Here is a 22,721-nt window from a genome sequence, read left to right on the forward strand (position 1 = left end):
GTGATATCTATTTTCTTTGAAAGACCACTTCTGTTATTCCGTCCTGCTGAAGCGGGACATGGTAACTGCCTTGCGTGGTTTTCTCGAAGTTAGCGATTTCATAGGACGCTTGTTGGCTGTGACCCCTTGTTTGTGTATATTTTATTACCGCAGCAAGGGTAAATTCGTTAGCAGGGGCCAGTTTTACACGCACTTCACCCGTTTGACGGTGATAAGAAATTTCGGCAATACTTCCTGCATCGAGGTTGATCCATAAACCAGCTTCAGCAAGGAACACGGCATTTTTTGCAGCAGTAAGCGGTTTAACCCTGATCAACTGTTCCTCTTGCTGCAGGTTACCACCAAAACTTAACCAGCCAAACTCTTTAACATTAATGATATAGGTTCCCGTATTAACAGCATAACCAAAGAAACCAGAACCATAATCGCCAGAAATACCATCGTTACGTAGCGTTGACGGGAAAGCATGAAAAGCCGCCGGAGCAAAACCCTCCTGGGTGATATTGGCTAGAGAACCCATTAACCCGGCATAACCCGCACGCAGCAAGTAAAAATCATCCGGATGTTTGCGGTATTCTTCCAACACAGGTATCGCGTTCAGGGCAGAACCATAATGATGAATCATTCTTTCCACGCGTTGCAATTTACCACCGTAAAGGAAATCCCAGTAGCGCCTGGCGTTTCCGTTATAGGCCCAATGCGGCACTACAGGAACATAGGCCAGGATTGCATTTAAGGTGACGTCTGCTTTATCATCAAAGCCAAAAAAGGCCGACCAGATGTATACTTCTTCTTGACCTGTTGAATCCCAGGGCATTTCACTTCCAAAAGGATAGGCAAGTGAGCGCCAGTGCAGCGCACGCTTTTTCATGTCTGCTTCCAGTTTGCCGGCCAGTTCAGTCATGCCTTCGGCCTGCAGGTCTTTTAAAATCAGCAAAAACACGGTACCTTCCATTTGCCCGTATTGTGCATAATGTGGTGCCAGCCGCGTCATGGCCAGGGAAGTTTCTGCCGCATGGGTTAAATAGGCTTTCCAGCTGTTGGTATCCACCAGTCCTTTGTAATTTCTGGCTAACCGGTACATCACCCAATGGGCAGCCGCCACATGCGGGTAATTATAAGAACGGCCTAAAGAATTTGCTTCCTTGGTTGGCCATGCCGACCAGGTTTTAAAATTTATATTTTCGTCGTAGGTGCCTTTTGCTAAGGAATCCGGAGCATAATAAAACAAACTCTTTTTAACGCCATATTTATTTGGGCCCTCACTCAACTGGATGCGCCCAAACATAGTGCTGTCGGCAAAACGTTTCAACTTCGCCACTTCGTTCACATTGGGTAATACCAGTTGTTTCATCATGGCACCCAACCAACTACCAGCACCCCCTTCATCGCTCAGACCGGCAATCCAGGCCCGGTTATCCTGCCGCACCTGCGCCTTTTTTTCATCGTCGTAAGTGATCACCGAAGGGCTTCTTTTAAATATGGGATCAGGTTCATCGAACCATTGTTTAGTGGTTAAGAAGTTACCGTAATCAGCTATGACCTGGCTTTCTGGTTTAATTACTTTATAACTCACGGTTTGCACTAAACCATCGTCATACGTAACCGTGAGCCTTGCTCTGCCCCAGGTATTGCCTTTTACTTTATAGGTTTTCCAGTCATTCTTTGTGTTTTCAGCAGCGCTGATGGTTAAGGCATCTTGCGGATAAACTGCTATAGATTTAACTTTTTTAGGGTATTTTAGAAACAACTTGGCATCCACATCCTGTGGCAGTACATAACCTGGTACGGAAACTGCTACCGGGCGTCGTTGTTGTACCAATTTACTTTCCAGGGATTTTACAGGACCTGCAACTACAAGTTTGAGTCCGATCTGGCGAACTTCACCAGGTTTTAATACTGCAGATTGTGGCGTGTTCCATTGTTCTGCACCTTTCCATTCCTGTTCTGCAGGTGCCTTGCTGTAGACCATCCATTCATAGAAACCTTCAAACACAATGCTGCGTGGTGTCGGATCGTCGAGCAAAGGATTATAGGCTTCGAAAGGGGTGTCGCCATCAGGAATTACCAATAACGATGGTGCCAAACCACTCAGGCGGGTTACTTGTAAGTAACCTGCATCCATACCGATATAAGGATCATAAAACACATTTTGCGCATGCGTTTCATCAAGCGATTTGCCTTCTAAAATATTGTTAAAGATCATAGGGATGCCCAGACCACCAATTTCTACATTGGCTTTACTCGCATTTTTAAGTTCGAAACGTAATACCAGCTGTCCATCTTTCATCTCCCAGAAACGCTTCACCTGCAAAGGGATGTCTGCGGCAAGCGTTGGCGCTAAATCTGCGGCCGCTAATACTTTACCACTGCTTTTTAATACTTTTACAGGAGCACGTTTAGTTGCAGAAGAAAATTTCTGCCAGTCTTTTCCTTCGGTTTTTAACGTCAGGTTGATATCCCCCAGGTGATACAGTCCATCGCTATGCCGAACATTTAAACGATCGGAAGGTGTAAAGTCGAAGTTAGTAACTGTTTTAGGGGACAATGCCGCTACTGTTTGCGACGATTTAACCAGTTTAAGTTGCAGATCTCCGGCTTCCAGGTTCAAACTACCTTGTTCCAGTCCTAAGGTAGCCCGGCGTTGAGCCAACTTTTCCCAATATTTTTGGGCTAACACCTGACGTGGGACCGTAAAAGTAAATAAGACCATGAAGCATAAGTAAGAGGCGGAAGGTATTTTGTTGCGCATAATCGTTTTTATTAGAAGTTTGGAGTGGTTATTTTATGTCACTGAAACTATCATAAGCTCTTTCTATGTTGTGGTAGTCACTGCAGCAGGCTGTACGCTTCATCAAATGGTTTATGATTACCTATATAGCGATCATCAGATTTAGAATTTCGATTTTCAATCCTTTGCTTTTGGTAGTTTCAGTTAATCAAAAATATACTTTTTGTGTTAGCGCAAAGGGCATTCTCCCAAACCGGACAAAATCCGGCAAGTATTGGTTTATTTAAGGTAATCTGCAAATTATATGGGCAGGCATTTCTGCTGCAGCCACTTTGCCTCCTCAGGTTGGAGAAAAGGACATAACTGCACATATACCTGTTGGTTGTAGTCGTTCAACCAAGTCACCTCTGCTTGTTCCAGTAATTCCTTTTTCACCAATTGTGTATCTATGTGCGCAAGGGTGAGTGTTTCAAAGGCATGAAATACACCAAATTCCGTTACACTTTTTATAATGGTTAACACCAGGTTTTCAGTCCGCACACCATGTGATCCCGGCCGGTAAATACCAGGTTCTATAGACGTGATCATGCCTGGTTGCAGTGCTACCGGCACATTACTTGGCCCAATATTTTGTGGCCCTTCATGCACATTGAGGTAAAAACCGATGCCGTGGCCGGTGCCATGTCCATAATTAATGCCTTTAAGCCAAAGGGGCTGCCGGCAGATGGCATCGATTTGGTATCCGCGGGTCCCTTCTGGGAAAACAGCTTTAGAACCACAAATTAACGCTTTTAACACGAGTGTATAATCTTCCTGCTGTTGTGCGGTGGTAAGCCCCATGGGGATGCTGCGCGTTACATCTGTGGTACCATAGTGATACTGTCCGCCAGAGTCGACCAGGAACAAACCTTCAGGTAAAACAAGGACATCGCTAGCAGGAGTGGCATGATAATGAGGCAAGGCCGCATGTGCCTGGTAACCTGCGATGGTATCAAAACTTACGCCTGCAAAATTCTCTTGTTGGGCACGGTAAGCTTCCAGTTGATCTGCAGCCGATATTTCTGTGATGGGTTCCTTACCAACATGTTCTTCAAGCCATTTGAAAAAGCGCGTTAAAGCCACACCGTCTTTGACCATGACCTTACGGACTTGCGCCAACTCTATTTCATTTTTGATGCTTTTTAAGTGCGTACTCGGGTTGACGGCTAATTGTACATCAACTTCGGCGGGCAGTAAATCATATAAACTAAAGTTACATCTTTTGGGATCTAGAAGTATGGAGGCGGCTGCCGGGAGCATTAGTAAGTTACTACGTAGGTTGTGATACGATTCTACAGTAACCCCCTCCTGCTGAAGGTGCCATATATGTGTAGCTGATAGTTTCCCTTCTGCAATAAACAACTTTACACTATCTGGTCCAATCAGGGCATGGCTTAACACCACTGGGTTATGGTTTATATCCCCTCCCCTCAGGTTAAAAAGCCAGGCAATATCATCGAGTGAGGAGATCAGGTGGTGACTAGCGGGCTGTTTGGTCATTGCTGCCCTAACTTCTATTATTTTTTCTGCTACCGACCTACCGGCATCTTCCGCTGGAATTAAAGTTGCAGCGGCATTTGGTAAAGGAGGTCTGTTTTGCCATATTGGGGAAATCAGGTCTGCAGAAACGCAGTTGATGTTTTTTGCTTTTAGCCCCCTCAATAATTCACCACCCAGCTGCACGGAAAACAACTGGTAGTCAAAACCAATCTCACTACCTTCAGCCAACACGGAAGCTAAGTATGCAATATATTCAGGCGTGTGCTGTACCTTTAATTTCACCAGTTCAAAACCTGAATCCTTAAGCTCCTCTTCTGCCTGGATAAAATAACGGAAGTCGGTCCACAAACCAGCAAAGCTGTCGGTAATGACTAGCGTGCCTGCAGAGCCTGTGAACCCACAAGTAAATTCCAATGCCTTATAGTGGTCGGGCAATACCTCACTCCCGTGCGGATCAGCGGATGCAATGAGATAAGCAGCCAATTGCCGTTCTTTCATCTCCTGCCGTATAGCGGCTAACTTATTTATATAATTCATCTTTGGATAATCTTTGTGGGCTGGTTTAAGACCAGGCCTCCTGCTAATGTAGTATAAGAGAATTGAAGATTGGTAAGGATGGACTGATTTCGTTAAAAAGCGAAAACTTAAAGTTAAAATGTACATCCACCCCTGACATTACAAAAAAAAGGGAGCCTGACTTTCAGATCAGACTCCCTTTACCTTCCCTAAACAAGGGGGAACGCTATCGTTTTTAATAACTCATTTTTACAATTTCCAGCACGTCGGCTGGCGACAAGCTTTTATGCTCACCTAATCCAAGCCAACCCCTATCGGTAAAACGCTGCGAAATTTTCTCAGCGGTTCCTTCACAGTCGGCTGTATAATCTGATAGTTTCGTATCGATTTCTAAAGAATGAAAAAATTCAACCGTTTTTTCGATCGCTTGTTTCGCCATTTCATCGGTTGTACCAGAATTAATGCCCCATACACGTTGTCCGTATTGTGCTAACTTTTCTTTCTTCGCTTCAAAATTATATTGGTAGTGACCTGGAAGAATCACTGCAAGCGTTCTGGCATGATCGATACCGAACATGGCCGTTAACTCATGACCCATAGCGTGGATGGCCCAGTCGCCAGGAACCCCCTTTTGAATCAAGCCATTCAATGCCATGGTGCAACTCCACATAAAGTTAGCTGCAGCTTCGTAATCGGCAGAATTTTTAATAATCTTAGGTGCTACATCCACCAGGGTTTGCAAAATACTTTCCGCAAAACGATCCTGTAATAAGGCCCCGATCGGGTAAGTCATGTATTGTTCCAGCACATGGGTAAAGGCATCTGTAATGCCATTAGCCAACTGGCGCATCGGAATAGATTGTACTACCTGTGGATCCAATACTGAAAAAACAGGGAACAAACCAGGACCACCCATGGCTAGTTTTTCCTGCGTTTCCTTGCGGGTAATTACGGATCCAGAGTTCATTTCCGAACCTGTAGCCGGTAAAGTTAACACCGTACCAAAAGGCAAACCTTGTTCTGTTTTGATGGACTTTTTAAGGATATCCCATGGTTCATCACCCTCATAAAGTGCCGCAGCAGAAAGGAATTTCACGCCATCAATGACGGAACCACCGCCTACAGCAAGCATATAGGTAATACCTTGACTTTTAATGATGTGTAAAGCCTCCATTAATATTGCATACTCTGGATTAGCAGGGATGCCGCCAAATTCTACCACATTAAATACAGATAAAGCATTTTTCACCTGCTCATAAACACCATTAGACTTGATGCTACCGCCACCATATAACAGCATCACTTTAGCATCCTGTGGAATTTCCTGCGCCAGGTTGGCGATCTGACCTTTTCCAAATAATATTTTGGTTGGATTTTTAAACTCGAAATTTAACATATCAATATATCTTCTAAATTTTAACTATCATTTTACCTTCGTTTTTGCCATCAAACAGGTCTAGAAATGCCTGTGGAATCTGGTCAAAACCTTTTACAATCGTTTCTGTATAAGCTAATTTTCCTTCAGCCAACCATGTTGTTAAAGTTTCCATACCATGAGGAAATTCGTTGGCATAATCGCCAATAGTAAAGCCCTTCATCAGGGAACTGGTGGAAATTAATTTCCATTGCATGCGTGGCCCAACAGAACGTTCTGTATCATTATAACCGGAAATAGATCCGCATACCACTACCCTGGCCAGGCGGTTCAGGTTAAACATGACGGCGTCAGAAATGTCTCCACCCACATTATCAAAATAGATATCAACACCGTTTGGTGCCGCAGCCTGGATGGCTTTAGTCATATTGTCCGTAGTTTTGTAATTAATACCTTCGTCGAAACCGAATTTATCCTTCAAGAGCGCCACTTTCTCATCTGTTCCAGCAATCCCGATCACCTTACAGCCCATAATTTTACCAATCTGTCCAACTACGCTTCCTACTGCACCAGCAGCCCCGGAAACGACTAGTGTTTCCCCTTGTTTAGGACTACCAATATTCTTTAATCCCAGGTAAGCGGTTAAACCAGTCATCCCCAAAATGCCCAAATATGCAGTAATACTGGCCGCATTAGGATCTACAGGTGTAAGTCCGGCTCCTGTAGACACGTTATACTCCTTCCAATCCAGGTATCCGGACACGAAAGTTCCAATTTTAAATTTCGGGTTTTTAGATTCGATGACTTCTGCAATCACACCAGAAGACATCGGCTCATTTAGTTGGAATGGAGGCACGTAAGATTTAGCGTCAATCATGCGGCCCCTTAAATAAGGATCGACCGATACGTATAATGTTTTTAATAAAAATTCACCATCCTTAATTGCAGGGACTTCTTGTTCTACGAATTTGAAATCTTCCATCGTTGGTCTGCCAACGGGTCTTTTATTCAATAATATTGCGCTATTTTTCATAGGTATTTATTGTTTTTTAAAAAAAATTTATCAAAGGTTTTAAATGACATATTAGCATTACCCTTCTACTCTTTAAACCTTACCATTTCTAACAACTCATTTAATTGATTTGCTTGTTGCTCACTAAGATTTATGATTAACTCATCTACCATCTGCCGGGCCTGTTCCTTTAATTTTGCACCACTGGGTGTCAGTTTCACATATACCACACGCTGGTCGCTAGCATTCCGCTCCTTCTCGATCAAACCCTTTTCCATTAATTTATTGAGCAGCCTGGAAGTGTTAGGCATCCTGTCAATCAGGCGATCACCGATTAAATTAACCGTTGCAGTTTGTTTGGGTTGCCCATATAAAATACTCAAAGCATTAAATTGCTGTAAAGACAATCCCGTTGGCTTTAAGGCCTGGGCTAGTGTATTCAACACCCAGTTAGAGGTAAAAATGATATTGGTTAATGCACGCTGTTGTGCACTCAGAAAATCATGTTTTATTTCTTCTTCTATTTTCACCCTGCAAAATTAGCATCCATGGATGCTAATTCCTAAAATATGCCTTGGAGATATGCAAGTGGATTGTAAAATAAAAATTCTCATATTTGTTTTTCAAATACGTACACATTGTTTATAAACGATTTCCTTTTCTATACTGGCATCTTCTTGATCACCGTTACTGCCATACCCTTGGTTCGACACGACTATTGGATATTTCGTGTATTTGAATACCCGAGGCTACAAAAACTAACACTTAATGCTCTTATACTTGTTTTAACTATTTATTACTTTCCAGTAAATCTAAGCGGGCAACTCATTGGGGCGCTATTGTTCCTAAATCTAATTTACCTGCTTTACCTGGTGTTACCTTTTACGCCATTTAGCAGTAAACAAGTGATGAAAAGCCGTCACCCGGCTGGAAAAAACAATTTGAAGCTGTTAATTGCGAATGTTTACCAGGAAAACCGCCAAAGCGCTGCTTACCACCAGTTAATTGACAACTGTAATCCTGATGTGATTTTAATGGTGGAAACCAACACCTGGTGGGCAGAACAAATGGATTCTATATCTGAATCCTACCCGCATCAGTTAAGGGCACCCTTGGAAAACACCTATGGCATGATGTTGTATTCCAAACTGGAACTGGTTGGTGGCTCAGTAAACTTCCTGGTGGAAGCTGACATACCTTCAATAGAGGTTAATGTTAAATTAGCATCCGGACAATTGTTGAAGCTGCATTGCTTACATCCTCAGCCACCTGTACCACAAGAAAACCCACGATCTACAGAAAGAGACAAAGAAATTTTGCTGATTGCGAAAAAAGCAAAAGATAGTAAAATGCCTGTACTGGTTGCGGGCGACTTAAATGATGTAGCCTGGAGTTATACCACAGAATTGTTTGGCAAGATCAGCGGCCTGCTAGATCCACGTAGAGGTCGTGGATTTTTTAACAGCTTCAATGCGAAATATGTCTTTCTTCGTTTCCCCCTCGACCATATCTTTTGTTCTACAGATTTCACGTTAACACATATCAAACGGATGAAAAGCTGTGGTTCTGACCACTTCCCGATGTTTGTTGAGTTCCAATATGACCCACAGGCAGAAGTACTCCAGGAGCAACCAGAGGTAACTGAAGATGATTTGGAATTAGCAGAAGAAAAGTTGAATAATGTGTAAACCATAGCGCTTTAGCATTCATAATATATCTTTTCACCGGCTGGAAACCAACTTAAAAGATACCATGACATTAGTCGTAGTTAGCTATGACACCATTGTTTTTGTCGCAGAGCGAACCCGCTTGCAAAAGTGGCTGAAAAGCAGAATTAAGGCAGATTCATTAAAACTTATTGTCACCAAATTAATTTTTTAACCGCGCAAATGTGATGTAGTCCGTATTGAGCGGTACAAGTCCATTTTTTCGCATTTCTGCTGCAATTTGTGCCCGATGATAGGTGCCATGGTTAAAAATATGCAATAGAATATCGCCAAGCGCGTTGGTGTAACTTTCATTTTGTGTATTGGTGTAATTAATACTGATGTGTTCCTCTTCTTTAAAATCAGCAATAACCTGGGTTAATGCATTTGAAGACAAATGATGATGTTTTTCGCAATCAGCAAGTGTAAAGTCTTCCCACACCCCTACAGCAGGAGTTATTCCTGTTATTCTACTTACCCAGATGTTTTGTGCGTTAGTCAGGTGACTTAATAAAAGAAGGCAGACAGGCGGTATGGCTTCTCGCTGAAGCTTTAGGGCATCAAAAAGTAATTGATTTGCCCAGTTATTATAATGCCACAATTGTTGAATCAGTTCGGACATAAGTGTTTATTGATCAAGACTACTGAAGTATAAAGATATAAACAAGCCTTAAAAAAACCAGGCAATAAATAACTATGCAGTTTCAATCCTTAAGTTGCAAGTATCGGAAGGCTAAAGAAAAAAGATGATCCTTTATTCATTTCACTCTCGACCCCTACCTTTCCACCATGTCTTTTAATAATTTCTGCCGACATATAAAGTCCTAAGCCGAATCCTGGAGTTGACTTTGTATCCATTCGTTTAACACGGTAGTAACGTTCAAATATTTTACCCATATCATGAACTTTTATACCAATACCTTTATCTTTTACACATACGTGAGCCTTTCCATTTAAAGCCATCATAGAAACTTCAACAACTTTTAACTTATTGGAGTATTTTATCGCATTATTGATAAAATTATTGAGCACCTGACCTATTTTATCCCGATCCGCTTTCACATTTAATGCAGCACCTGGGATAAAGAGAATTTCCACTGCAGGATTGATAAAACGTGATTCCTCAACAATTTCTTCTAATAAACCATTCATGGAGAAAGTTTCCAGTTCCAAATAAATTTGTCCCTCCTCAGAACCGGAAACGGTAAGAAATCCGTTAATCATACGGTTCATTTTTTTGATAGAAGCATTAACCCTGGCAAGTGAGGAATTGATAAATGTATCTTCTTCATTTTTAACCCTGGAGGTAATCAATTGCATGTATGCCTGAATAGCCGTGAGTGGCGATTTTAAATCATGGCTAACCATGGCTATGAAATCATTTTTTCGAAGTTCATCCTGCTTATGAATGGTAATATCATTAATTACACCTGTAAAGTAGGCCGGCTTTTTTTCCATGTTATAGGATACATTGCCAGTTATTCTAACCCAATGCAATTGGTTATCATGAAAGTTACGTAATGGAAATTCCAACTCACATTTATCGCCACCTTCCATACTGGATTCTATGGCAGCAATAAACTTATCCCGGTGTTCCGGTTCAATCCTGTCGATTACAGATTCATAACTTAAGTCCTGCTCTGAATACACCCCAAAGATCTCTTTGAATTGCGCAGATGTTTGAAATAAACGTGTCGCAGCTTGAATAGAGAATGTACCTAATTCTGCACAATCTATACTCATTCCAAGCATTTTACTACTAATATCTAAATCCAGCTGGGTTTTCTTTAATTCGGTTATATCATTGAAGGTAATGATGGCACCACTATTCTTTTGATTAGACTGACGGACGTATGGCATGGTCATCACCTGGTACCATTTTCCATTATTAGTTTCAATCTCTTTGGTGATCACATTACCGGTATTCAATACCTTCTGAATATCATCAATAAGGGTTTCAAACTTAATATTGGTGGTAATATTACTCAAAGGCCTGCCTATATCAGTCTCCAGTAAATTAATTTGCTTCACTGTACCAGGAGAAAACTTCATCAACAGCAGGTCGTTGTTGATAAATAACTGTCCATTAACATTACTTCTGAAATAATTATTAAGGTCATCATTTATTTCGAGCAATTCCTTATTTTTTAGTTGGTATTCCGAATTAATGGTATCCAATTCCTCGTTTACAGATTGCATCTCTTCGTTGGTACTTTGCATTTCTTCATTGGAAGAGATCATTTCTTCATTAAAAGACTGCATATTTTCATTGGAAGCATCTAATTGCTCATAAGCAGAATTTAGTTTTTCCTGTACATCTTTTAATTCCTGTTCCAATTGGAGGGTGTATTGATCAAGGAAAATATCCTCATCGAAATCCTGGTGTTCATTTTTAGAATTTTTAATCTGTTTATCTGCTGTTAAGGTGACCATAAGTAGCCTATTCTCCTTTTTTTTGCTTGTCAGGGGACTCACCACCATATTCACGTTAACAAAAGAATCACCCATTTTAATCTTTATGCCGTTCAAACGGCCCATTACATTTGTTTTTAACACAGTGTTGCTCAACGTACTGAACACCATGGCTAATTTTTTGGGTAATAAGCTTTCCAGGTTTGATGTGAAATGTTTTGGCAGCAAAAATTTGGCTGTATTGCCATAAGATTTGACGACTTCTTTATTCTCATCCACACAGATCACCAGGTATTCCTGTTCCTCCGCTAGTAGAGTATGCATAGTTTCTGCAAGCGAATGCTGTGGTTCATTAATCACTTGTTGATGACTTCCATAGGCAGCCTTATTTCTCACCTCAGAGAAATCCGGCATAGAGAAGGCGTCGAAGCTCACAATCCTTTTTGACTTAACATTTCTGTATAACTTATATTGTTTATTAACTACTTCTAAATTGTGGATGATGGGCATCGGGTTCTCACTTGAGCCCAGAAATAAATAACCTTCCATTTTAAGTCCGAAATGCAACATACTGAACACCTTTTTTTGCAATAATGGGGACATATAGATCAGCAAATTACGACAACTGATGAAATGCATATTACAATATGGTGGATTTTTAACCAGGTCGTGCTGTGCAAATATGGCCATTTTACGCAACCGTGGCTTGACCCTGTACTGGTTCCCTTCTTTTAAAAAATATTCATTTAGTCGTTCCGGCGATATATTCTTCACCACATCCTGACGGTACAATCCTTTACCTGCATGCACCAATGCTGCACTATCGATATCAGTACCAAAAATTTTAACCACAGTATGCTCCAGATGTCCTGTCAATTGTTCGGCTATAAGAATAGCTAATGAATAAACCTCCTCTCCGGTAGCACAACCTGCAATCCAAATTTTCAGTTCCTCTTTTGGATTAAGCTTTTTTAATAATACTGGAAGGATATTTTGACTTATATAGTCAAAAGCCGCCTTATCTCTAAAAAATGAAGTTACGCTAATTAAAAAATCTTTTGATAAAGCTCCAACTTCGTCTGGCGAGGTTTTTAAAAAAGCAAGGTATTTTTCGAGGCTATTAAAATCATGGTATGCTGCTCTTCTTTTGGTGCGTCGTAAAATGGTAGAAGATTTATAATCTGAAAAATCAAGGGGTGATTTCTGCCTGATTAATTCTACGATTGATTGGAGATTAACCTGATCATTTGTATCCTCAGTTTGCTGGCTCCCTTCACGATTGATGTAATCCTCTATTCCACCAGGCATTGCCGCTGGTTCCATTACAAAATCTACCCTTCCAGTGGCAATGGCTTTTGTGGGCATACTTGGAAAACTCGAAGTATAAGGGTTTCTGACCATCACCATTCCACCTGCATTTTTAATGGTTACTATTCCCTCAGACCCATCGTTGCCTAATCCAGAAAGCACAATTGCTATTGCTTTTCTACCACAGTTTGAAGCTAAAGAATTAAAAAATGTATTGATGGTTAGATGTAAAGCAATGCCTTTTCCTTTATGACTTAAATACAACCTATTCCCTTTAATAGTCATGTATTTATCATGGGGAATCAGGTAAACCTGGTTACATTCAATCCGTTTCCCATCAACAGCTTCTTCTACAATAAGCTTACTGTGTTTAGCCAATAATTCAACCATTCTACTTTTAAATGTCGCGGAAAGATGTTGAACAACAACATAGGATACCCCGTCTAATGGGGTATGATCAAAGAATGTATTGATTTCCTCTAAGCCACCTGCAGAGGCGCCGATGGCAATAATATATTCAGGTTCTTTCATTACCATTGTAGGTTGGAATACACTATTTTATTCATGGAGGAGGATATTAGTCATGCAAGCAGATGTGTTTTTCTAAAGATAGGTTAAAAATCATAGCTTCTTTGTTGAAGTGATAAAGGTAATAACATAAACACTCTTAATAAATGAGCAGCATCACTTATATGATGGTAGAGTAGTGTTTCAGCATTTCACGAGAAGATCTAGCCGCCATGGCTTGTATGGCTATCGAAACGGTAAGCAGAACACTTTCAGACTTCCGCGACGAAAAATTAATTAAACGTGAAGGAATCAACATTACAGTTTTAAACGTAGAAAAACTCAGGAAAATGAAGAACTAATTCTTTCCTTCAAAATATAATATCTAATTTTTGGCTGTCAAACTAACCAAATTTCTTAACAGTCTAAAGTATTATTGCTCCTATGCCCTACAAGGATATTTTTATCGGATTCTTACTCGTAATCTGCGTTTCAAAATCATATGCCCAAGACCTAAGCATCTCCAGTCCGGATGAAAAGCTGACCGTTAAAATATCACTAGATCAGGGTAAACTTTTCTATAGCGTGCTACTTGGTAACTTAGAAATGCTGGAAAAGTCTCCTTTAGGACTTCGCGGAAGCCAGGTAGACCTGTCGACCAACTTACGACTTAGTGGAAAAACGTCACGCCAGATTGATGAGAACTATACGGAGCCTAAAATTAAAAAGAGTAAGGTCCGGTACCAGGCTAATGAACTAGTTGTGCAATTTGAAAATGGAAAAAAGAATAAACTGGAGGTCGTTTTTCGGGTAAGTAACAATGATATTGCTTTCCGCTATCAGGTACCACAAATAGGTGAACCTGCGAATATGATTATTGAAGAAGAATTAAGTGGTTATAATTTCCCAGCCATTACCACCACCTTTTTAACACCACAGGCACCCCCTATGATAGGTTGGATGAAAACCAAACCGAGTTATGAGGAAGAATATACAGTAGATCAGGAAATGGGTACACCTTCGAAATATGGCGTTGGTTACACTTTTCCTGCGTTATTTCATGTTGGCAACAAGGGCTGGGTTTTAGTTTCTGAAACGGGTGTGAATGCCTCTTATAGTGGTGGAAAGCTTAGCGAAGGAACAAAAGATGGCTTATACACACTTGCTTTTCCTGAAGCTGGTGAAAATAACGGAATAGGTCGCGCAAACCCTACTTTGGCTTTACCTGGCCACACACCTTGGCGTACCATTACGGTTGGGAATACCCTGAAGCCTATTGTAGAGACCACCATTCCTTTTGATGTTGTAGAACCGGCCTATGAAGCATCTAAAACCTATACTTTTGGGCGTTCAACCTGGAGTTGGTTACTATGGCAGGATGGCAGCATTAATTTTGAAGATCAAAAGAAGTTTGTCGATCTCTCTGCAAACATGGGTTATGAATTTGTATTGGTTGATAATTGGTGGGATACCAGGATAGGACGTGATAAAATTGAACAATTAGCTGCCTACAGCAAAGATAAAGGCGTTAGCGTTTGTTTATGGTATAACTCTAATGGCTTTTGGAACGATGCGCCACAAGGACCTAAAAATAAAATGAATACGGCTATTGCCAGAAAGAAGGAAATGGCCTGGATGCAAAGCATAGGCATTAAAGGCATTAAAGTTGATTTTTTTGGAGGCGATAAGCAGGAAACCATGAAGCTTTATGAAGATATTCTATCGGACGCAAATACCTATGGGCTGACCGTTATTTTTCATGGCTGCACATTGCCTCGCGGTTGGGAAAGAATGTATCCGAACTTTGTAGGAAGTGAAGCCGTATTGGCTTCTGAAAACCTGATTTTTACGCAACATGCTAACGATAAGGAGGCCTTTAACGCAACTTTGCATCCCTTTATACGTAATGCTGTGGGTGCCATGGATTTTGGCCCCGTGTTGTTAAACAAGCGTCATAACCAGGATAATAATGGGGGTATGATCAGAAAGACAACAGAAACCTTTCAATTGGCAACGGCAATACTATTTCAAACACCTGTCCAAAATTTCGGCATCACTCCAAACAACCTGAACGAGATGCCTGACCATGTGATAGATTTTATGAAAAAGGTGCCAACCACCTGGGATGAAACAGTGCTCCTAGATGGCTATCCGGGGAAATATTGTGTATTGGCCAGACGTCATGGCGATACCTGGTACATTGCAGGCATTAACGCAGAACAAAGAGAAAAAACAATAACTGTTTCTTTACCAATGTTAGCAGACAAAGAGGTGATGCTGTACACAGACGATCAGACTAAACAACCTAAGGCAAACAAAGTTCGTCTTCAGAAAAATAATCAGATAAAGTTAACCTTGTTAGCTAACGGGGGTGCAATTGTAGTCGGGAAATAGAGGGATTGATAATTATGCTAACTTCTGCATGGATCGATTGTATGTTGACGAAAAAGAAATATTTACCTGTAAAGCCTACACATTAAAATTAACAGCATGACAAGACTTATTAAACACTCCATTCTTGGGCTAATTATTCATTTATTGACCACTGTCGCTGTTTTTGCGCAACCTGGCTTCGGTGAGGCAGAAAAAATTACTGCCGACTGGCGTTTTCACCTGGGCGACCTTGATGAAAAAAAACCGGTGGATCATAACAGCCGGTCGTGGCGAACTGTGCAATTGCCACATGACTGGAGTGTTAAACAACCCCTCAGTGCGACATTGGCCAGTGCTACCGGATACCTTCCGGGAGGAATTGGCTGGTATTATAAAAAACTGACGATTCCTCAGGAAGACCAGGGTAAAAAGTTACACCTCTATTTTGAGGGTGTGTATAACCGCAGCGAGGTGTTTGTGAATGGACAGTCGGTTGGGAAACGACCTAACGGTTACATATCCTTCGGATACGACATTAGCCCTTATGTTAAATATGGGCAGGAAAATGAAATTACAGTGCGGGTTGACCATAGCCATGATGCTGATTCCCGCTGGTACACAGGCTCGGGAATATACCGTGATGTGTGGTTGGTAAGGGCAAACGCAGTTCACCTAGATCAATGGGGCGTTTATGCATACCCTGAAGTAAAAGGCAAAAAAGGAACCCTGCACGTTCAAGTCGGTTTAAATAATGATTCGCCTACAAGCGCTAACCTCTCTGTACGCAGCGAACTTTTGGATGCGCAAGGATTAGTAGTGGCGAAAAAAACAAATAAAGTTACGCTTGATGCTGCCGGTAAAAATGAAATAAAGATCCAACTGGAAGTAAATCATCCAAAGTTATGGAGTCTAGCTAGCCCTGCGCTTTACACATTACGCACCACGGTGATGCACCAAAACAACGTGATTGACCAGTCTACGGTAGTCACTGGCTTTCGCACCTATACTTTTGACCCCAATAAGGGGTTTGCGCTAAATGGTGAACAGATGAAAGTAAAAGGGGTGTGCTTGCATCATGATTCAGGTGTATTAGGGGCAGAAGTGTATCCTGAAGTGTGGCGCCGCCGCCTGATGACTTTGAAAGCATTAGGTGTAAATGCAATCAGGACCAGTCACAACCCACATTCCTCTTCGTTATATGCACTTTGTGATGAGATAGGACTCCTGGTGATGAACGAAGCTTATGACGAATGGGAGTTTCCAAAGCGCAAGTGGCTTCAGGGCTGGAATGTTGGCGTTCCCGGATTTCAAGGTTCATTTGATTATTTTAAGGAATGGGGAGAAAGAGACCTTGCCGATATGGTAAAAAGGGATCGTAATCATCTTTCGATATTTGCGTGGAGCATTGGTAATGAAGTAGATTACCCAAACGACCCTTACTCCCACCCTGTACTCGCTGGCAATAAAGAAGGTGGTTTTACGCAGCCAATTTTTGGCGGCTACAAAGAAGATGCGCCTGATGCGATGCGTTTAGGCGATATCGCCAAAAAACTGGTTGCTGTGGTAAAAAAGTATGATACAAGTCGCCCGGTGACTGCTGGCTTAGCCGGAGTGGCTATGTCTAACGAAACAGCTTATCCCGGCGCACTAGATATCGCAGGTTATAATTATACAGAAAGCCGCTACAAAGAAGATCATAAACGTTATCCGAAGCGCGTAATTTTCGGAAGTGAAAATCGCCATGACCTTAATGCCTGGAAGGCGGTGAGAGACAATGAACATATCTTCGGCCAGTTTCTTTGGACAGGAATAGATTACCTTGGTGAATCTGGTCGCTGGCCCTCACGTGGTTTCTACTCAGGTTTATTAGATTTTGCGGGGTTTATTAAACCACGGGGCTATTTCCGTCAATCCCTATGGGCAGATAAACCCATGGCCTATTTGGGAACCTACCCGCTTAGGGAAGGCGCTGCTGCTACTGATGTATGGTCGGCTTTGGAATCAGAACAAGGGCAAAAGAAAGATGAAGCGCCATCAATGGATGCCTGGCCTATATGGAATTATCAGGATGGACAATTAATTCGGGTAGTTTGTTATACCAATGCAGAAAATGCACGGCTAGAGTTAAACGGACAGGTTGTTGGCCAATTAAAAGCCTACGATCAGAAAAGTGGAATCATTTACTGGGATATCCCTTATGCTGCTGGTAAACTGGAGGTGATAGGCTTGGATAGTAAAGGCAAAGAAATAACCCGCGTGCAAATACATTCCAGCAAACGCCAGTACGCCATTAAGGTATTACAAGGGAATGAGCTACAGGTAAAAGGTAAGAGCAGCCTGGCTCAGATCGAGCTTCAGCTCGTTGATGAAGATGGTATTCCCGTACAGCTTGCTGATGACGAGATCACTTGTGATATTGTTGGCAATGCGAGGTTGCTTGGTATGGAAGCTGGAAACAATAGCGATATGAGTAATTATACCGATAACAAACAACGTGTATTCCATGGAAAAATGATTGTCTATATACAAGCCAATGGAAAACCTGGCGAGCAGGTTGCGGTGCGATTTACATCACCCTGGCTAAAACCAGCAATCATAAATATTAAGTTATAAATAAACTAATATTTGGATATCAAATGATTCCATATTTATAATATTTCCTTGTTCAACACGAAAGTCAATAAAATGTTTCTGATCCCAATTTTATGGAAGGGCAAAACAAATGCACAAATGCAACAGTTAGGATTTATATAATATCAGTATGATGGAAAACAATCATTTGGAACGTTTTGTAAAAGCGCAGCAAAAGGAATTCGAAGCTGCACTTAGCGAGGTAAAAAATGGACGTAAACAGTCGCATTGGATGTGGTACATCTACCCGCAACTACAAGGACTCGGATTTTCGGAAACCACCAGATTTTATGCCATTAAAGATATTGAACAAGCTAAGGAATACCTGGAACACCAGATTTTGGGTGCAAGACTAGTGCTGATCAGCGAAGAATTGCTCAAATTGGATTTAAGTGCACGCCAGGTATTTGGAAGTCCCGATGACCTGAAATTGCATTCCTCTATGACGCTTTTTGCGGAGGTGCAGGGCGCAAATCCAATATTCGAGCAGGTGTTACAAAAATTCTTCAAAGGTCAGAAAGATAATAAGACGCTTAGCCTATTGCGAGCACCGTTTAACGGCAATTCATAAATTTGGCATCAATCTCCTACTGCTAATCCATTCCGATGTTTCTCCAAAAATTCAGTTGGCGTTAATTCAAACTGGGTATAAAAACATTTACTAAAATACGAATGAGAATTGAACCCCACCATGTAGCCAATTTCGGCAATGGAATATTCCTGTTCAATCAATAATTTCGCAGCCATCTTCAAGCGAATCAACCTGACAAATTCATTTGGTACGTGACCCGTTTTAGCTTTGATCTTTTTATATAAACTCGATCGGCTGAGGCCAACCTCCCTACCCAGATCTTCTACAGAAAGTTGCGGATCTGCGATTCTCGCTTCGATAATTTGTGTTATTTTTTCCAGGAACTTATCTTCCCGGTTTCCGGTACTGAGTATTTCCGGCCCCGCGAGCGGGTTTTGTGCAAAGCGCTGTTTTAAATTTGACTGTAATTCAAGCAGGTTTTTAATAATTAACGATAGCTGTTTCCATTTAAATGGTTTCGAAATATAAGCATCGGCACCACTCTCCAACCCCTGTATTTCAGTTTCCGTATTTGTTTTAGCGGTGAGTAAAACAACGGGCAGATGACTGTAGTCGATATCCTGTTTAATGATTTTACACAACTCGATACCATCCATTACGGGCATCATAACATCAGAAATCACCAGATCAACCTGATGGTTATCTAGTTGCTTCAATCCCTCTTTTCCATTTTTCGCCTTTAAGGTATGGTAGCCTTCAGTCATAAAACTTTTAGCAAGAAAATCCAACAGCGAGGGATCATCTTCCACCACTAAAACTGTTGGCTTCCCTTCATGTTCTTCTTTCACTTCTATTAGATCTATGACCGGTGCAAGTTCATATTGGCGAAATGGAATGAGCACGGTAAAAATGGTTTTTAGCCCTTCTTCACTTTGGACTTCTAGCCTTCCCCCATGTTTTTCACTTAAAGATTTTGCAAGTGCAAGTCCGATGCCCGTGCCACCCAGGTTGGTATACTGATGCTCTTCTGTCGATACCTTAAAAAACTTCTCAAAAATCGAATCCAGCTGCGCTTTTGGTATCCCGATGCCATCATCCTCCACACTAATGGATATCATTTCTTCTCCATTCGAAGTGGTATGCATATCATTAATTTTTATCTCCAATTTTTTCCTCGCAAATTTGAAAGCATTAATCAATAAATTACTCAGGATCTTCATCAAAGCTTCCGGATCTGCATAAATATCCAGTTTCTTGAATGCGCTGACCACCACAAATTCCAAACTTTTTTTTGTTGCAATTGGAGAGAATCGATCCCTGATGCTGTTGATTAAATAAATTAGTTCTACAGGTTCTTGGTGGATTTCAAAAATATCGCTTTCAATGCGTCTGAAATCAAGTAATTGGTTCACAAGAGTGAGTAGGCGATCTGAATTTTCCTCCATAATCAGCAACTGATTCATACGTGCTGGATCTTTTTCCTTACCGGCAAGGAGCTGTTCTAAGGGTGCAATAATGAGCGACAATGGCGTCCGTACTTCATGTGCCATTGCGGTAAAAAACTCTATCTTTTGTTTATAGAAGTCCTGCTCATTTTTATTTTTAAGTTGCTCCAACTTAATTTCATTTCTTTTCCGCGCTTTTTTATACACCAACCTGCGTAACCAAATGGCACCTATAACCAGCACGATCAGGTAAAAAACATAAGCTGTAATGGTTTTATAAAAAGGTGGCAGGATAGTAATTTTTATGCTGGAAACTTCGCCAATCCCGGTGCCTAAATCGTCAATTACTTTCACCTGAAAGCGGTATTCTCCAGCCGGTAGATTGGTATAGGTGGCTTTGCGCTGGCTGCCAACATTATTCCAGCCCTTATCAAAGCCATCCATTTTAAAAGCATATTGCAGTTTGTTAGGCGCAATAAAACTAAGGGAAGCATATTCAACACTCAATACAGACTGGTTGTGATTTAAAATGATTTCGCTGGTGTAGTTGATGGATTGCTTTAACGGACTGTGCTCATCATTCACTTTCAGGTCTTTGTTAAAAAGCTGAAAATTAGTAAAACTTACTTTTGGTATAGCGGCACTGCTTTTCACCTTATCAGGCTGAAAGGTATTAAACCCGTTGATGCCGCCAAAGTAGAGTTTACCCGATGAATCTTTGTAATATGCCTTGTAATTGTATTGCTGACTTTGCAGATTGTCCCATTTTCCAAAACTCCTTTTAGTTCTTGTTCTAGGGTCATACTCAAAAAGGCCGCTATTAGTAGAGAACCAAAGTTTTCCTGATCGATCTTTCACTATTCCATAAATTACAGTATTACCCCAGTTTTCATCATCAAAAACTTTAAACTTCCCGGTTTTTTTATGAAGGACATTTAGCCCGCTGCCATCTGTTCCTAGCCATAAGTTCCCTTCATCATCGTCGAGCATGCAAATCACCTTGTTGGAGCTGATGGAACCCGGTTTTCGCGTATAAGCATATTGCGTAAGGTGATTATTTTGATCCATTCTGATCAATCCATTATCGTAAGTTGCAATCCAGATTACTTTGTCTTGATCCTGGTAGACCTGATAGATACAACTTTTATCCAGATTTTTCCCTTTAATGCGAATAAACCGGTCATTTTGCGGGTCATAAAGATTTAAGCCCGAGATGGTTGATACCCAGATGCGTCCCTCCCGGTCTTCATCAATAGAATACACGCTATTATCACTTAACGAAGCCGGATTAGCGGGGTCGCTTTTATACCGCTTTATTTTCCCGGTACGTGGGTTCAGAATATTGATTCCACCGGTGTACATGCCGATCCAGATATTGCCCTTTTTATCTTGGTAGAGTGCATGGATGTTGTGGTAAGAAAGGCTATCCTGTGTAGCAGTAAAAGGAAATTTACGGAAAGATTTATCTCTATCATTGAAATAGTTTAAACCACCATCTTCTGTTCCGATCCACATCTGGCCAGCCCCTGTTTCTAGAAAAGCACTTATGGCATTCCCTGATAGTGAATTTTTAGCACCTGAAGGATAATAATATTCAAATCCAGAGCTCCCTTCATGGAAATAATTTAAGCCACCAAAATAGGTGCCTACCCAGATGCCGCCTTCCTTGTCTTTAAAAACTTTGTAAACAGCATCGTCATTAATGCTGTACGGATCATGGTTCTTTTTCTGATAAACAGTAAAGCGATTATTTTTCCGGTCGAAGATGTTTAAACCTTTCTCCGTTCCTAAAAAAATATAGCCGGGTTTGGGCTCATAAATTGTCCGTACGATATTATCACTAATAGAATTCCCTGATGATTTGCGGTAGATGGTAAAACGGTTTGTGCGCTTATTCCAGAGATTTAGGCCGCCCGCCATGGTCCCTATCCAGATATCGCCGTTGGCATCTTTATATAAATCGAGAATCACATTGCTCGAAAGTCTGGCTGTTGGTGATGAGGTATTGTATTGTCTGATTTGATTGGTCTTCGGGTTAAGCACATCTATCCCCTTATCATAGGTGCCAATCCAGATCTCACCGGCATCATCCTGAAGTATTTTAGAAACCTCGTTTGATGCTATTGCCGGAACGGATGTTGTGTTGAAACGTTTAATTTTATGACGCTTAGGAGAATAAACAAAAACTCCTTCAGCTTTGGTAGCGATCCAGATGTCACCATTTTTTGCCCTGATTATATCATTGATAAAGAAATGCTGAAGCGGTTTAAATAAAGTAAATTTTTCGGTTTCCAGGTTGAAGATATAGATCCCCTCATCGGTACCTATCCAGAAGGTCTTCGCGTCGTAATTAAATATCTTTCGGATAAAGTTATTCCCCAAACTTCCCGGCATTCCTTTCTGGTATTGAAAAGATTTGAAATCGTAACCATCAAATCTGCTCAGACCATATTTGGTACCAAACCACATATAGCCCTGATCATCCTGCTCAATGTCCCATATGGTATTGGCACTTAAACCATCCGATACGGTGTAGTGCCGAAAGAAAATTTTCTGAGCGGTGACCGACTGTAAAATAAAAAAGCTACAAAAAAGGAGCAGGGCGATAGCCCTGCTTTTTTTGATCATCATAAA

13 protein-coding genes are annotated in these 22,721 nt (G+C 41.2%); 5 read left to right on the plus strand and 8 right to left on the minus strand.

Annotation, left to right across the window (positions count from 1 at the left end):
* Positions 1-7: 7 nt before the first annotated feature.
* The 5 genes from IWX76_RS04960 to IWX76_RS04980 form a co-directional block, all read right to left on the minus strand.
* Positions 8-2,752: a DUF5695 domain-containing protein gene (locus IWX76_RS04960; protein ID WP_196858754.1), complete on the minus strand. Its 2,745-nt coding sequence runs from the start codon at positions 2,750-2,752 to the stop codon at positions 8-10.
* Positions 2,753-3,031: 279 nt separating this feature from the next.
* A complete protein-coding gene (locus IWX76_RS04965) occupies positions 3,032-4,807 on the minus strand; it encodes an aminopeptidase P family protein (RefSeq protein WP_196858755.1) in 1,776 nt (591 codons plus the stop codon).
* Between the two features lie 214 nt (positions 4,808-5,021).
* Positions 5,022-6,182 (minus strand): iron-containing alcohol dehydrogenase, encoded by a 1,161-nt coding sequence (locus IWX76_RS04970; protein WP_196858756.1) that lies wholly within the window; start codon positions 6,180-6,182, stop codon positions 5,022-5,024.
* 13 nt (positions 6,183-6,195) lie between these two features.
* Positions 6,196-7,194: an NADP-dependent oxidoreductase gene (locus tag IWX76_RS04975; RefSeq protein WP_196858757.1), complete on the minus strand. Its 999-nt coding sequence runs from the start codon at positions 7,192-7,194 to the stop codon at positions 6,196-6,198.
* A gap of 65 nt (positions 7,195-7,259) precedes the next feature.
* Positions 7,260-7,703, minus strand: coding sequence for a MarR family winged helix-turn-helix transcriptional regulator (locus IWX76_RS04980; protein ID WP_196858758.1), 444 nt, complete (start codon positions 7,701-7,703; stop codon positions 7,260-7,262).
* A gap of 108 nt (positions 7,704-7,811) precedes the next feature.
* Here IWX76_RS04980 and IWX76_RS04985 point away from each other — a divergent pair, with 108 nt between their 5' ends.
* Positions 7,812-8,861 carry an endonuclease/exonuclease/phosphatase family protein gene (locus IWX76_RS04985; protein WP_334641244.1) on the plus strand — a complete coding sequence of 350 codons (1,050 nt, stop codon included), beginning with the start codon at positions 7,812-7,814 and terminating at the stop codon, positions 8,859-8,861.
* Between the two features lie 181 nt (positions 8,862-9,042).
* Here IWX76_RS04985 and IWX76_RS04990 read toward each other — a convergent pair whose 3' ends face one another.
* Both IWX76_RS04990 and IWX76_RS04995 read right to left on the minus strand, forming a co-directional pair.
* Positions 9,043-9,501, minus strand: a complete 459-nt coding sequence (locus tag IWX76_RS04990) for a DinB family protein (protein WP_196858759.1) — start codon at positions 9,499-9,501, stop codon at positions 9,043-9,045.
* An 89-nt stretch (positions 9,502-9,590) separates the two neighbouring features.
* Entirely contained in the window at positions 9,591-13,130 is a 3,540-nt protein-coding gene (locus IWX76_RS04995) for a chemotaxis protein CheB (protein ID WP_196858760.1), read from the minus strand.
* Between the two features lie 185 nt (positions 13,131-13,315).
* Here IWX76_RS04995 and IWX76_RS05000 point away from each other — a divergent pair, with 185 nt between their 5' ends.
* The 4 genes from IWX76_RS05000 to IWX76_RS05015 all read left to right on the plus strand — a co-directional run bounded on the left by IWX76_RS05000 (position 13,316) and on the right by IWX76_RS05015 (position 18,681).
* Positions 13,316-13,468, plus strand: coding sequence for a helix-turn-helix domain-containing protein (locus tag IWX76_RS05000; RefSeq protein ID WP_334641343.1), 153 nt, complete (start codon positions 13,316-13,318; stop codon positions 13,466-13,468).
* A gap of 82 nt (positions 13,469-13,550) precedes the next feature.
* Complete coding sequence (locus IWX76_RS05005; protein ID WP_196858762.1) at positions 13,551-15,500, plus strand: glycoside hydrolase family 97 protein; 1,950 nt, start codon at positions 13,551-13,553, stop codon at positions 15,498-15,500.
* 96 nt (positions 15,501-15,596) lie between these two features.
* Positions 15,597-18,092, plus strand: coding sequence for a sugar-binding domain-containing protein (locus IWX76_RS05010; RefSeq protein ID WP_196858763.1), 2,496 nt, complete (start codon positions 15,597-15,599; stop codon positions 18,090-18,092).
* 148 nt (positions 18,093-18,240) lie between these two features.
* Complete coding sequence (locus IWX76_RS05015) at positions 18,241-18,681, plus strand: DUF1810 domain-containing protein (RefSeq protein WP_334641247.1); 441 nt, start codon at positions 18,241-18,243, stop codon at positions 18,679-18,681.
* 8 nt (positions 18,682-18,689) lie between these two features.
* Here the strand turns inward: IWX76_RS05015 and IWX76_RS05020 are convergent, their stop codons facing one another.
* Positions 18,690-22,718 carry a hybrid sensor histidine kinase/response regulator transcription factor gene (locus tag IWX76_RS05020; RefSeq protein ID WP_196858764.1) on the minus strand — a complete coding sequence of 1,343 codons (4,029 nt, stop codon included), beginning with the start codon at positions 22,716-22,718 and terminating at the stop codon, positions 18,690-18,692.
* Positions 22,719-22,721 lie beyond the last annotated feature (3 nt).

Origin of the sequence: Pedobacter sp. CAN_A7 (assembly GCF_015752175.1) — a bacterium.
Classification (GTDB): Bacteria; Bacteroidota; Bacteroidia; order Sphingobacteriales; family Sphingobacteriaceae; genus Pedobacter.